The sequence below is a fragment of the Bacteroidia bacterium genome, from assembly GCA_040880525.1.
Taxonomy (GTDB): Bacteria; Bacteroidota; Bacteroidia; order CAILMK01; family JBBDIG01; genus JBBDIG01.
Genome location: JBBDIG010000007.1, coordinates 12,097 through 25,245, shown reverse-complemented (window position 1 = coordinate 25,245; position 13,149 = coordinate 12,097). Strand labels below are relative to the sequence as shown.

Sequence of the window (13,149 nt, the reverse complement as noted above, 5' to 3'; positions counted from 1 at the left end):
TAATAAAAAAGTGGAGCAGGACAGAAATATCCAAAGAGTGCAAATTATTAAGATGACAATATATTTTTCCAAACATTATATTTATTAAATCCATTTCATTTTAATTAAAAATATAAAACCTAAAACTTTTATGTCTGAAGATTCAATAAAACCATTTGATGCTATAATAATCGGCTCAGGACAAGCTGGCAATCCGCTGGCCTCAGCTCTTGCAGATGAAGGGTGGAAAGTGGCAATCATTGAGGCAGCGCATCCGGGCGGAAGTTGCATCAATTTCGGCTGTACCCCTACGAAAACGATGATCGCAAGTGCACGGGCCGCCCACGTTGCAAGGAATGCAAATAAAGTGGGAGTGCATGTGGGAAATGTTTCGCCCAACCTGCAAAAAATCGTAGCGCGAAAAGATGATATAGTTGAATCTTTCAGGGTGAGTACAAAGCAAAACCTGGTGAATAACGACAATATCAGCCTGATAGAAGGCAAGGCATTTTTTAAAAATAAAAATAGCGTAGAGGTAGCGTTGAATAATGGCGGCAGGCTGAGTTGTACAGCGGAGAAAATCTTCATAAATACCGGGACCATTCCGAATATTCCAGCACTGAAAGGGCTTGATGAGGTGCCGCACCACACATCGACCACTTTGCTTGACGTTACTGAAATTCCGGAACACCTCGTGGTGCTTGGCGGAGGCTATATCGGACTGGAACTGGGCCAGATGTATTCACGCTTTGGCAGCGAAGTCACCATCATAGAAAGCGGAGATCAACTGATGGCGAAAGAAGATGATGATGTGGCGGAAGAAATGAAAGACATCCTGGAAGGGGAGGAGATCAATGTTTTGCTGAATCTCAGCGTAAAATCCGTTTCGCGCCTTAGTAGCGGAAAGGTCAAAGTTCATTTTGATAACAACGCAGTGCGGGATATTACCTGCACACATTTGTTGCTGGCTACAGGCAGAAAACCCAATACGGCTGAACTCAGGCTGAAAAATGCCGGAGTGCAAACCGGTGAGCATGGGGAAATTGTGGTAAACGAGCGGTTGCAGACGAATGTTGAGGGAATATATGCCGTGGGTGATGTAAAGGGAGGCCCCATGTTTACGCATATTTCTTATGATGATTTCAGGGTAGTGCGTGACAATTTACTGAAAAACGGATCGCATACTACGAATGATCGCATGTTGCCCTACACCGTTTTTACGGATCCGCAGTTGGGCCGAATTGGCCTGAGCGAGCGGCAGGCGCGGGAACAGGGAAAAAATTTTGAAGTGAAAAAACTGATGATGGAAAACAGCAGCCGGGGAGTGGAAACCAACCACACGCGTGGCTTTCTGAAATCTTTGGTGGAAAAGGATACAGGCAAGATCCTCGGTTTTGCTGCCCTCAGCCATGAAGGTGGGGAAATTGCCAGCATGGTGCAAATAGCAATGATGGGCGGCCTGAAGGCTGAACAACTGCGAGATGCTATCTTCTCCCATCCGCTGTATGCGGAATCACTGAATAAGGTCTTTTAATGGGTGCCGGTGCAGCAAGTGTTTGCTGAATTTTGAAACGCTGTTCAGGCTGTATTTCGACTTTCAGATATTCCACAGCGGCAGACATTAATTAAAAACCTTTTCTTTTCTGCTAATTTCGGGGGATAATTGTACAACAATTCCCACAGAGATGTTAAAATGGTTCGCTGTTTTTTGCCTGCTGGTCCTGCCGCTGTTCACCTCAGCCCAGGAAACTACGATCAGAGGGTTTGCTCATTTTGAGACGCTTTATGATATCGAGGATGAACGGCTGAATTTCTCAATTGGCGAGCAGGATCTTTTCATCACTTCTGACCTTACTGACCGGATCACTTTCCTGGGAGAATCCGTATTCAAGCCCTCGTCCACTTCCAGTACCGGCTACAATGTGAGCATCGAGCGGATCATTATTAAATATAATATCAAAGGAAACCACAACCTTCTTTTTGGAAAGCATCATACGCCCCTCAGTTATTGGAATGATACCTACCATCACGGGCGCGTTTTCTTCCCGACCATCAACCGGCCGCAGCTTTTTTCAGATCAGATATTTGACCTGCATACCACCGGCATGAGCATTCAGGGGCTGAACCTGGGGAAATACCGTTTTGGCTACGAACTGATGCTGGGCAACGGCCGCAGCGGAGGCGATATATCCGATGATAACCTGGCGAAATCTGTTACCGCACGCATTCAGATGAAGCCTGCTGACCCGACCACTATCGGCATTTCCGGATACTACGACCATATTTCACCAACAGAGGGTGGAGGCCACAGCCACGGCTCAGGCCAGCTTGGCGATTCGCTTGCACTGGATGAAATGATCTATTCCTTTTATCTTGCTCATTTTGCAAAAAAATTCGAATTCCTTGCCGAGGCATCCTACGCCATTAATGACTATGCACGCTTCGATGCGTCTAATACTGTTGCCATGTATGCATATTCCGGTTACGTGCTGGATAATAAATGGGTGCCGTACGTACGGGTTGATTACATTGCGTATCAGGATGATAAAGAGCGCTATTACAACGCAAATGACAAACTGGGACTTACGGCAGGTTTGCGATATGAATTTAATTTTCTGGCTGTGGCAAAGCTAGAATATTCGTATCTTGAGACAGAGACTGCGGGATCGTATAACCAGATCAATTTTCAATTTGCCATTGGATTTTAATACAGAAATCATGGATAAAAAAATAAAGATCGTGGTGCTGTACCCAATTATCCTCGGAATGGTTTTGTTCCTTTTCATGGGTGCAATGGCGCCTCCTGCAACTGATCTGTCAATAGTTGTTAATTCGGGTGTGCAGGAAACGGTTAGCTATCAGGAGTTCATAAGAATAATCAGAGGAGAAAAACAACGTTGGGATGATGGCACTAAAGTGAGTATTGCCCTGATGAAAACTTCTCATCCCACCGGCCAACTTACGGCTGAGCGCATTTATGCAATGTCGGGTAATGAGCTTAATAAGTACTGGCTAAGTGTAGTTTTTCAGGGGAAAGCCAAGGCTCCCAATTTTTTCAATTCCGAGCCGGAGTTGATAAATTATGTCAGCACAACGCCCGGAGCTATAGGAATTGTCTCAGCCGGCACGGAAGGCAATTTTAAGATACTGACGATCACCGGAACGGAAAAGCTGTAATGATCTCAAGAAAGGGAAATTCCGGAACATGAAAATTACCCTTACCCGCAGAATTTGGTTTACTGTAGCGAGCATCGTTCTCTTCTTTACGCTCCTCCTCCTCTACATTGTACCCACGCAACAGCAAAAGTATTTTACCAGTAATTTTAATAAGGAAGTACAGAACCTGGCCAATACCGTGGCACTCGGGGTTGAAATTGCCCTCACGGAGCAAAACTTTGAAGGCGTGCAAACCGCAATGGACTTTGTGAAGAATGACACGCGGCTGGAGTTTGTGGCGATTGTGCAGTCGGATACCGTATGGGATGAAAACTATCGTAACTACACCCTGAGGCAAAACGTGATAGAGGTTTATCCTGACACAGTGGAAATTGATCCGGGAGTAGAATCTTCTGAAAACCTCATCGTGAAGCGGGCCGCATTTCAGTCGTCTGTATTCAACGGGAACATTATCACTGGCTTTAACACAGCCGAGATCAGGAAGAACATGATGGAAATACGGCTGGTGGCTGTGGTGGTGAGTTTCATTGTATTCGTATTTGGAATTTTGCTGGGGCTTTGGCTGGCGCGCACCATATCTATCCCGGTGCTGAGAATAAGGGATGCCGCGCTGAAGGTAGGAGCGGGCGACCTCTCCCAACGGGTAGAAACCCGCTCCAAGGATGAAATCGGAGAGCTTACACAGGTTTTTAATAAAATGGTGGTGGGCCTCGCTACAGCCGAAGAACGTCTGACGCAAAAGAATAATGAGCTGGAAAACACTCTGCTGCATCTTGAAGAAAAGAATGTTGCGATAGAAAAGGAGAGAAGGCGCTCTGATGAGTTGTTGCGCAATATCTTGCCGGAGGAGACGGCTGAGGAATTAAAGAAATTTGGAAAATCGCAGCCTAAGAATTTCGATATGGTGACGGTGATGTTCGTGGATTTCAGTCATTTTACGCTCATTGCTGAGCATCTTACGCCTTCACGCCTTGTTGCTGAAATTGATTTGCTTTTCCGCGCTTTCGACCGGATTATTGGGAATTATCCGATAGAAAAAATAAAAACGATCGGGGATGCATATCTCTGTGCGAGCGGCCTGCCTTCTCCTAACCAGACCCATGCTTTTCATATCGTGCGGGCTGCCCTCGAAATTCAGCGATACCTGCATGAATACCAGGATTCGCGCAGAAAAGAAAAGCTGCCGTTTTTCGAAGCACGCATCGGGATACATTCCGGGCCGGTGGTGGCGGGGATAGTAGGCAGCAAGAAATTCGCCTACGATATTTGGGGCGATACGGTAAATACTGCCGCAAGGATGGAGCAAAGCGGAGAAGCCGGAAAGATCAACATTTCAGGTACCACCTACGGTCTGGTGAAAGACTGCTTCAAGGTGAAATCGCGCGGAAAGGTGGAGGCCAAGCACAAAGGCCAGGTAGAAATGTATTTTGTCCTTGAGGAGATTATTCTGGTTCAGGATCAGAAATCGTAGCGCCCGGCCCAATCTCATGAAAGGAGTAGCCATATTCTTTAACCAGGCTTTTTCAGCCTTTGCCAACAAATAATTTTCACTGTTTTCAGGGATAGCCATATCCTGAATTCCAGGGATAGGGACGATTACGATCATCCGCATATTTGTTACGGATATTTTAAGATTGTCCCTAACATAGCACCTTTTCATATTCCTCCTAATTCTTGCTGCCCGTGATCAGGATATTAATTGCCGAAGACCATGAAGTCTATGCCGAGACGTTGACCTGGATTTTACAGGATCAACCCTCAATAGCATTTTTAGGTCACGCCAGAAATGGCTCCGAAGCACTAAAGATGATCAACGACTTAATGCCGGATGTGGTGCTGATGGATCTCAGGATGCCGTTGCTGGGGGGTGCAGAAGCTACCCTCAGACTAAAGAAATTATTCCCGCAGGTGAAGGTCATTTTTCTCAGCATGGTGCTGGGAGATGAAACCCTGAGGACTTTAAAGAAATGTGGAGCGGATGGTTATCTGATTAAAAATACCAGCAAAAAGGAGTTGATGACGGCACTGCGGATAGTAGCAGATGGAGGGCAATATTATTCGCAGGATGTTACGCAGCTTGTTCAGGAAAGAATTTCCTCCCAGAATGCTGAGGATTATCAGCCTCTAGAAAGAAGGGGAGTTTTCCTTACCCAAAAGGAACAACAAGTACTGAAGCTTTTCGGAGCCGGCCTGGCCCCGTTGGAAATAGCACGGCTTATAGGTTTTAGTTTATTTATCATAGAAAGTTATATCCGGAACCTGACGCAGAAACTCAGCTTCAGAGAACCTGGGGAATTGCAGTTGTATGCGCAGCGTGTCATTTGAAATTCATAACATTATTCATCCATTTATTCTTAGTTAATTATAAGAAAGCCTGAGACCTCACTTAGTATGTGAAACCTCAGGCTTTTTTTGAATCCTGGAATTAATCCATCTTTTGCGCCTTTATAATCAGGAATGAAAACAGGATTGCCGGCAGCTATTCTTCCTTATGTACGCCAACAGGAGTTTCGTGCCGGATCTTTTTTATGGTCTTCATGTATGCATACATGGCTTCTATCTCTTTGTCGTCCAGCGTTGTGAATTTGGGCATAGGTTGGATCAAAGGGCGGTCAGGAGCCTTTCCAAATCGCACGGCATTGCCTAGGTCTTCCACGGTATAATGCGCTATTCCGGTCTCATCAAACGTAATGTTGGGAGTTGTAATTTTTTCACCATCCCAGGTAGACATTACATTTCCACCACCCATAAAATTCTCTGATTTTTCTGGCTCATAATAGTTTACGGTGGAGAAATCTTTTGAATGACATTCGAAGCACAGATATTTGGCATGGACAAGATACTTGCCCAGTTCCACCGTATTGTTAGTGTCAGGAACAGGCATAGGGGCTTCCGGATAATCGAGCGGTCTAAAAGCAAAGCGCGTGAGCATTTTGCCAAGAAAGTTTAGCTCCATCTCAGGATGATCTGTTTTGGCAGGTTGTACAGCGGGATGGTCAGACCTCAAAGCCATGACAATAGCCATTATGTCGGCATCAGCAAGCAGGTGCCACTTGGGCATTGGCGGAGAGAGATACTTGCCGTCAGGGTTGATGCCGGTACGTAAAGCATAAGCAATTTGGCCGTCAGTCCAGTTGCCGATACCATCTTCTTTATCCTGGGTAATGTTAGCGGAATAAATGGTCCCGAAAGCCGCCATATCCTTCAGTTCTCTGCCTACGAAAGCGTTAGTGTTTTCACCCGCATGGCAATGGGAGCACTCCGTCAGCAGCAGTTTTCCTTTCGCAAGCTGCGCGGAGGTGAGAGAAACGTTGATGTTCACATCGCGGGCTTCATAGGTAGGCAGGGGTGCTGCAATATTATAAATGGCAACGGCTGCAACGAGCAGGACCACTACTCCGGCAATGATGAGGAGAATTCGTAATAATTTTTTCATGGTAGTTAATTTTAATTCGGGGATAAAAGTATTAAATGAAAATGAAGATTTCTTCATTTATTTAGAAATACCCAAAAGAAATTTTGCGCAATGTCGCACCTATGTTTTGGGGGAAACATACGGAGTCTGAAATATGAAGATGCGGGAGCGATTATTTTTTCTCCGGCTTCCGCAACCGCAGGTTCAGCAACTCTACGAACAGGGAGAATGCCATTGCGAAATAAACGTAGCCTTTGGGGACATGCACCTCGAATGCTTCCACAACAAGCAGCATCCCGATCATGAGCAGGAACGAGAGGGCCAGCATCTTGATCGTGGGATGCTTGTTCACAAAATCGCTTATGGCCCTGGCAAAAACGAGCATTACCATTATTGCAATCATTATGGCCACGCCCATGATCACCAGTTCCTCCACCAGTCCGATAGCTGTGAGGATAGAATCCAGCGAAAAAACCAGATCCAGCAATATGATCTGGATAAGCACATTGCTCAACTTCGCTTTCACGTTCACCGTATGATCGCCTTCGGATCCCTGTAGTTTAGCGTGAATTTCCGTTACGCTTTTCGCCATCAGGAATAATCCTCCCAGGATCAGGATAAGATCGCGGATACTGATATCCCGTTCAAAAACGGTGAAGAGACTTTTCTCCAGGCCAATGAGCCAGGCAATGGCGCCCAGCATTACCAGGCGGCCGGCCAGCGCAAGGATCAACCCCACCTTTCGTGCAAGATCCTGCTGCTCTTTCGGGAGCTTGGCAGCAATGATGGAGATGAATACGATGTTGTCTATTCCCAGCACAATCTCAAGCAGCGTCAAAGTAGCGAGACTGATCCAGGCTTCCGGAGTAGCAAAAACAGAGAATTCGAACATTATTGTGTTATTGAGTCGGTGGGTTCTATTTCTAAATCAGCGATATTCAGTCCCTGATCCTTAAGGCAGGCTCGTCCAAATTCACCCATCTCCTCAGTCACCTCGCCCATTGACAACCGGCCAAGTTCTTCCGGGGAGTAGGCATCCTGCATTTTCTCCACTACGCATTCGCAGTATTTTTCAGCATCCACTTCAGGATACGATGCAGAGTTCATCAGGCAATTTTCCAGAAATGATTCCTTGTCTTCATCAGTCCATGTTGCTTCACTATGGTGCTCTTCGTTATTGGAGTTACAAGACACAAAAAGAACAAGAACTGCCATAACAGGTAAAGATAATAAGCGCTGCAAAGGAGTTGTCCGAACCATTAGGAGATCAGCGTTAGTACAATGTTACGTGGGCCGCCATGATTGCGGAATTCGCAAAGATAAATGCCTTGCCAGGTGCCGAGGTTCAGCCGCCCGCGAAAAACCGGAACCGTAATGCTGCTGCCTGTCAAAGCAGCTTTAATATGGGCCGGCATATCATCGCTGCCTTCCATTGTGTGGGTGTAATAAGGTTCATCTTCCGGCACCAAGTGGTTAAAGCTGTTCTCAAAATCCCTGCGGACGCTGGGGTCAGCATTTTCATTCAGCGCCAGTCCTGCGGAGGTATGCTTAATAAAAACATGAAGAAGGCCCGCCTGCGGCAGAGGTGGCAGAGCTTCCTCAACCTGGCGGGTAATGATATGGAAGCCTCGTGGATGAGGCGGGAGTATAAATTCGTGTTGGGTAATCACAGGTGCAAAGATGCAGTGCAATGAGCATGTTTTGTGATATCTGTAAAGCATTTTTGTGACGGCAACGTTTTCTTTGAATGGCTATTCGGGCTCCGGCTGCCTCTTGAATTTTTGCAGAATTAAGATCAGGAACCTGTAAATCATGGAAATACTGATACTGCAATATGCCGCCCTGTATTTTCTTCTTACATATCTTTGCCCGTTTGGCTTTCTCTTCGTTCAGGAGCCACTAATTCCAGCGTGAAACCGGAAGCCAAACTGCACGGCTCAATAGCACAAGAAATTTTTAGCATAAAATAATGAAACAGGATAACTGGAGGCTGCTTACTCCGCGGCTGCTGGAAAACGATAAAGCGCTTCGGCTGATTGAATACTGGAGAAATATATTTAATGCACAGCTTGGGTGGCATTATGTGCTCGACCTGATCTGGCAATTGGAGAAAATAGAAGAACTACAGCTTGGGCGGGGTGCAAAAATTCTGGACGCAGGAGCGGGCCAGGGTTTGATGCAGTTTCTTTTAGCGGCTAATGGTTATGATTTAATAAGTATAGACTATGCTCCCCGCGCGATTTCCCGGCTGCAAACGCTGCTTTTCCGGATTGAGAAAAAAGAGCATTTCACTTCAACCGAAGAGTATGTGCAGCATTTAAAGGCAGGACAAAAATCTATTCAACCATCAATGGCATTCAAGTACAGACAATTGCTCTACCGGGCTTTGACTACCTCCATGGTGAAGGAAACAACCAGAAAACGCGTTAAAGGCAATATCACTTTCCTTCAGGCTGATCTCAGGGATTTGTCCATTCTCGAGGATAACTCGGTGGATGCAATTATTTCAACGAGCGCAATAGAGCATATACCTCAGATTGAGGCGACTGCCCAGGCCATTAAAGAACTAAAACGGGTGTTGAAGCCTGGACAGCCCATGTTTATCACGACAAATGCAGCAAAGGAACTTTGGTATCATGAGCCCTCAAAGGCTTGGTGCTTTGACGGACCCGCGCTGAATCGCATTTTTGGCAAGAATATGGAACCTGACCCAGACGGTTATGACGCAGCTTTCCAATCAGTTAAAGCCTCTGAGTATTTACAAAAGAATCTTGCCCCCCTGTACTTTAAATCAGGAAATCTTGGAATGCCGTGGGGGAAATGGGATCCTGTTTATACACCGGTCGGCATCGAATTCTGGAAAACAACCGATAAATCATGACACATCTGACAACCTCAGGAAAATTCAGAAAGACATAATCAGACTTTTCTGAAAAAGGTTGTCTGAGCAAAGTATTATTTTTGAAACAACGAAACACTTAATAACTAAAATAACAGAATGATGACTAAAAAGCTAATCTACTTTATTTGTGCAGGGCTTGTTGCCCTCTCATCTTGTAAAAAGGACGAGGAACCCGATCCGCCACTGCCTGATCCGGAGGAGGAGATGCTCAATACTGTTCCTGAATTTTATGAAGAGGCGGTGGAAGATGAATATGGAATTCATCCACCCGAGTTTGAAGTACTTGCCGGCTCACCGATAATCAAGGATCCCTGGGATCTGGATTTTAATTTTGAAAGGCCTGACGAACTTTGGGTTATCAATCACTCTATAGAGTCTGTCGGAGGTTCCGTTACCATTTTCTTTGAAGCAGGAACTGACGGACAGAGTTTTGAAAGAAAAACAGATGGCAACGCATGGCACTTCATGTCTTTGCCTTCTGCCATCGCTTTTGGCGATAATGGAAATTTTGCCACAACCACAGCGGTGAAGGACGCCAACCATAGTGGCGGAACCTTTACCGGACCTTCGTTATGGTCAGGAGACCTGAGTATTTTTGCTGAACCTTCCGGAGGCAATGGCAGCCACCTTGATATGCTGCATGGAAGCCCTCATTCAATGGGCATTGCGCACGAAAAAGATAATGTATACTGGGTATATGACGGATACCATGAACACATCGTCAGGTATGACTTTGTGGATGATCACGGGCCGGGTAACGACTATCACGGGGATGCACTTGTTCATCGCTATGGTGATGTAGAGGTAAAGTGGAACCCTGACGCACCAAGCCACATGATCCTGGATAAAACCAGTGGCTGGCTCTACATTGCCGATAATGGCAACAAAAGAATCATCAGGATGGATATTAATTCAGGCGTGAAAAAATCTGATTTGCCGTTGATCAATGAGCCCCTTGAAGAGCACTGGGAGATGGGCGATACGAAATGGGAGGTTTTTGCTGAAACCGGTCTTTCTGCCCCTGCGGGGATTGAGTTAGTGGATAACAGGCTTTTCGTGAGTGATTTTGACACAGGTGAAATTATCGCCTACGATACTGAATCCAAATCAGAACTGGCCCGTATCAGCACAGGCTCAGCGGGAATAATGGGATTGAAGGTTGGCCCTGACGGCAAGCTTTGGTTTGTCAATCAGGCTGATGATGAACTCGTGAGAATATTGCCCGTACAAGCAGAATAGTACAAGGTAAGGTATTTTAAATACTTAATAAAAACTTTTAACACCCCACTATCTCAGGATTGTGGGGTGTTTTTTTTAATTGGTAAAAATCAGACTGATCACGAATATTATTCCTAAAGTGGCTCCACCTAATATACTCAACACCGTCTTGCCACGGCCCTTATACCGGTTTAGTATCAAGTGGTATATTCCTAACTGAGCCAGAAAAATAGCACCGGCATAAACCACGAATGGAATCCAGTTTCCGAGTCTTTTCATCCACCTGAAATCATAATATCCTTCATCAATAAAAAACAGAAAGTTGGTGATAAGGAGGGCACTGATCAGCAGCAGGATTACTGACCGGTTTTTCTTAAAAAATAAAGCTGTTGAATGTTTCATTTTTTTGAATTTTTGAATGTTAAACGTAATTCAAAAGAATTAATTATGAACAGTTTATCACGCAGGGGTTTGAATGCTGCTCCCTGCAGGTTGTTCAAATTCAGAAGTAAAATGAAACTGAATTTCCGGATAGGCATCTCTGGTGGTTTTTAATGACCATTCGCTCTCAGCAAAGAATACGGGTCGCCCGGCTTTATCATAAGCAATATGCTGAGATTTCACATTTTCAAAGTGGCGAAGGGCTGCATCATTTTTTGCGGATAGCCAGCATGCCTTGTGGTAATTCAATGGAGTGAAGGAACAGGCGGCTCCATATTCATGCAGCAGGCGGAACTGGATTACTTCGAACTGCAGATCGCCCACGGTTCCTACAATCTTGCGGTTTCCCGGCTGCTTGATGAATAGCTGCGCCACGCCCTCCTCAGTGAGTTGCCGGATTCCCTTTTCCAATTGTTTTGTTTTAAAAGGATCATTGTTTTGCAGTTCCTTAAATATCTCTGGCGAAAAACTGGGAATTCCCTTGAAAGTCAGGTTTTCTCCTTCGGTAAGGGTATCTCCGATTTTGAAGTTACCGCTATCATAAAGCCCCACAACGTCTCCGGGCCAGGCTTCTTCGGTAAGGCTTTTTTCATTGGCCATAAAACTGGCCGGGCTTGAGAACCGGAGTTTTTTGCCGAGGCGGGTATGATAATAAAAAGTGTTGCGCTGGAACTTGCCCGAACATACACGGCAAAAGGCCAGGCGGTCGCGGTGATTAGGATCAAGATTGGAGTGTATTTTAAATATAAATCCTGAAAACTGTTCTTCAAACGGATCTATTTCGCGCTCAATGGCCGGGCGGGGCAGTGGCCACGGGGCAATGTCTACGAACGTATTCAGCAATTCGCGGACTCCGAAATTGTTAAGCGCACTTCCGAAGAATACCGGTGCAAGATAGCCATCGCGGTAAAGTGATGCATCCAGGGGTTCATATAGTTCGTTGATCAGGTCTGCATCTTCACGCAATTGCAGTGTTGCCTTTTCTCCGATTTGCTGCTGCAGGATTTCATCGTTAAGGTCAGGTATTTCAATAGTATCTTCAGGAAGGGCCGTTTTGCCAGGCGTAAAAAGCTGCAGTTGCTGGTTCGCCAGATTAAATACCCCCTGAAAGGAAGATCCTGATCCGATGGGCCAGCTCAGGGGCCGTACATGGATATTCAGCTCAGCTTCCAGTTCATCCAGGAGATCGTAAGGATCTTTGCCGGGACGATCCATTTTATTGATAAATACAATAACAGGTGTATGCCGCATCCGGCAGACCTCCATCAGCTTCCGGGTTTGTTCCTCCACACCCTTTACACAATCCACTACCAGGATTACGCTGTCCACGGCCGTCAGGGTGCGAAAAGTATCTTCAGCAAAATCCTTGTGGCCCGGAGTATCCAGGATGTTGATCTTAAACCCACGATATTCAAAACCCATTACCGATGTAGCTACAGAAATGCCCCGCTGTTTCTCTATTTCCATAAAGTCAGAAGTAGCGGTTTTCTTTATCTTATTGTTTTTTACAGCACCGGCCGTTTGGATGGCGCCTCCAAACAGAAGAAGTTTTTCCGTAAGCGTGGTTTTACCCGCGTCAGGATGGCTGATAATTCCGAACGTTCTTCTTTTTTTTATTTCGTCTTCCCTTTTCATTTTTCTGTTTATATCGTTTGCCAATTAGCTCCTTTTTTAAAAGCTGAAAATAGAATACCGTACCACAGGAGAAAAGCAGGCACCGGCCCACCGGCAGTTGCAGCAGAGGGGGAGAACCTCAGGGCGGAGAAGTAATGCTATGTTTGAGATACGCTGGCATAAGAGGGTGCAAAATTACGCATTTTATGCATTTGCTTGGTGGATGATCCACCACTCCTTTACCGACCTCCTTACCGCCCGCAATGATCACATGGCAGGTATTGCGCAGGCGGGGTTAAGCTTGCAGATGCAACGGAATGAGTTCCCTTTAGCGCTATCAGTACATTCCTGTCGTTTCCTTAAAACAAACATCTTTATGATCTTTGCATTAGATTTTGTAACA

General features: G+C 45.7%; 13 protein-coding genes. 7 read left to right on the top strand and 6 right to left on the bottom strand.

The window, feature by feature from the left end; translation table 11 throughout:
* The first annotated feature begins 130 nt into the window (after positions 1 to 130).
* From WD077_01405 to WD077_01385, 5 genes are all read left to right on the top strand, one after another.
* Positions 131 to 1,513, top strand: a complete 1,383-nt coding sequence (locus WD077_01405; protein ID MEX0965867.1) for a mercuric reductase — start codon at positions 131 to 133, stop codon at positions 1,511 to 1,513.
* Between the two features lie 151 nt (positions 1,514 to 1,664).
* Positions 1,665 to 2,687: a hypothetical protein gene (locus tag WD077_01400; GenBank protein ID MEX0965866.1), complete on the top strand. Its 1,023-nt coding sequence runs from the start codon at positions 1,665 to 1,667 to the stop codon at positions 2,685 to 2,687.
* 10 nt (positions 2,688 to 2,697) lie between these two features.
* Entirely contained in the window at positions 2,698 to 3,156 is a 459-nt protein-coding gene (locus tag WD077_01395; protein MEX0965865.1) for a hypothetical protein, read from the top strand.
* Positions 3,157 to 3,184: 28 nt separating this feature from the next.
* Positions 3,185 to 4,627 (top strand): adenylate/guanylate cyclase domain-containing protein, encoded by a 1,443-nt coding sequence (locus tag WD077_01390; protein MEX0965864.1) that lies wholly within the window; start codon positions 3,185 to 3,187, stop codon positions 4,625 to 4,627.
* Between the two features lie 212 nt (positions 4,628 to 4,839).
* A complete protein-coding gene (locus WD077_01385) occupies positions 4,840 to 5,481 on the top strand; it encodes a response regulator transcription factor (GenBank protein MEX0965863.1) in 642 nt (213 codons plus the stop codon).
* A gap of 154 nt (positions 5,482 to 5,635) precedes the next feature.
* On the opposite strand, the gene WD077_01380 is transcribed toward WD077_01385, so the two are convergent.
* From WD077_01380 to WD077_01365, 4 genes are all read right to left on the bottom strand, one after another.
* Positions 5,636 to 6,592 (bottom strand): cytochrome c, encoded by a 957-nt coding sequence (locus WD077_01380; protein MEX0965862.1) that lies wholly within the window; start codon positions 6,590 to 6,592, stop codon positions 5,636 to 5,638.
* A 151-nt stretch (positions 6,593 to 6,743) separates the two neighbouring features.
* Positions 6,744 to 7,463, bottom strand: coding sequence for a TerC family protein (locus tag WD077_01375; GenBank protein MEX0965861.1), 720 nt, complete (start codon positions 7,461 to 7,463; stop codon positions 6,744 to 6,746).
* Complete coding sequence (locus tag WD077_01370; GenBank protein MEX0965860.1) at positions 7,463 to 7,786, bottom strand: hypothetical protein; 324 nt, start codon at positions 7,784 to 7,786, stop codon at positions 7,463 to 7,465. Before WD077_01370 ends, WD077_01375 begins: the two co-directional genes overlap by 1 nt.
* Positions 7,787 to 7,830: 44 nt before the next feature.
* Complete coding sequence (locus tag WD077_01365) at positions 7,831 to 8,241, bottom strand: secondary thiamine-phosphate synthase enzyme YjbQ (GenBank protein MEX0965859.1); 411 nt, start codon at positions 8,239 to 8,241, stop codon at positions 7,831 to 7,833.
* 299 nt (positions 8,242 to 8,540) lie between these two features.
* Between WD077_01365 and WD077_01360 the strand changes: the two genes are divergently transcribed.
* On the top strand, positions 8,541 to 9,452 hold the full coding sequence (locus WD077_01360) for a class I SAM-dependent methyltransferase (protein ID MEX0965858.1): 912 nt from the start codon (positions 8,541 to 8,543) through the stop codon (positions 9,450 to 9,452).
* Between the two features lie 117 nt (positions 9,453 to 9,569).
* Positions 9,570 to 10,712, top strand: coding sequence for a hypothetical protein (locus WD077_01355; GenBank protein MEX0965857.1), 1,143 nt, complete (start codon positions 9,570 to 9,572; stop codon positions 10,710 to 10,712).
* A 75-nt stretch (positions 10,713 to 10,787) separates the two neighbouring features.
* Here the strand turns inward: WD077_01355 and WD077_01350 are convergent, their stop codons facing one another.
* Positions 10,788 to 11,093 carry a hypothetical protein gene (locus WD077_01350; protein ID MEX0965856.1) on the bottom strand — a complete coding sequence of 102 codons (306 nt, stop codon included), beginning with the start codon at positions 11,091 to 11,093 and terminating at the stop codon, positions 10,788 to 10,790.
* Positions 11,094 to 11,150: 57 nt separating this feature from the next.
* A complete protein-coding gene (locus WD077_01345; protein ID MEX0965855.1) occupies positions 11,151 to 12,767 on the bottom strand; it encodes a peptide chain release factor 3 in 1,617 nt (538 codons plus the stop codon).
* Positions 12,768 to 13,149 lie beyond the last annotated feature (382 nt).

Coding starts and splice junctions, on each gene's coding strand:
- WD077_01405 (MEX0965867.1), top strand. CDS start 131: ATGTCTGAAGATTCAATAAAACCATTTGATGCTATAATAATCGGCTCA.
- WD077_01400 (MEX0965866.1), top strand. CDS start 1,665: ATGTTAAAATGGTTCGCTGTTTTTTGCCTGCTGGTCCTGCCGCTGTTC.
- WD077_01395 (MEX0965865.1), top strand. CDS start 2,698: ATGGATAAAAAAATAAAGATCGTGGTGCTGTACCCAATTATCCTCGGA.
- WD077_01390 (MEX0965864.1), top strand. CDS start 3,185: ATGAAAATTACCCTTACCCGCAGAATTTGGTTTACTGTAGCGAGCATC.
- WD077_01380 (MEX0965862.1), bottom strand. CDS start 6,592: ATGAAAAAATTATTACGAATTCTCCTCATCATTGCCGGAGTAGTGGTC.
- WD077_01375 (MEX0965861.1), bottom strand. CDS start 7,463: ATGTTCGAATTCTCTGTTTTTGCTACTCCGGAAGCCTGGATCAGTCTC.
- WD077_01370 (MEX0965860.1), bottom strand. CDS start 7,786: ATGGCAGTTCTTGTTCTTTTTGTGTCTTGTAACTCCAATAACGAAGAG.
- WD077_01360 (MEX0965858.1), top strand. CDS start 8,541: ATGAAACAGGATAACTGGAGGCTGCTTACTCCGCGGCTGCTGGAAAAC.
- WD077_01355 (MEX0965857.1), top strand. CDS start 9,570: ATGATGACTAAAAAGCTAATCTACTTTATTTGTGCAGGGCTTGTTGCC.
- WD077_01350 (MEX0965856.1), bottom strand. CDS start 11,093: ATGAAACATTCAACAGCTTTATTTTTTAAGAAAAACCGGTCAGTAATC.
- WD077_01345 (MEX0965855.1), bottom strand. CDS start 12,767: ATGAAAAGGGAAGACGAAATAAAAAAAAGAAGAACGTTCGGAATTATC.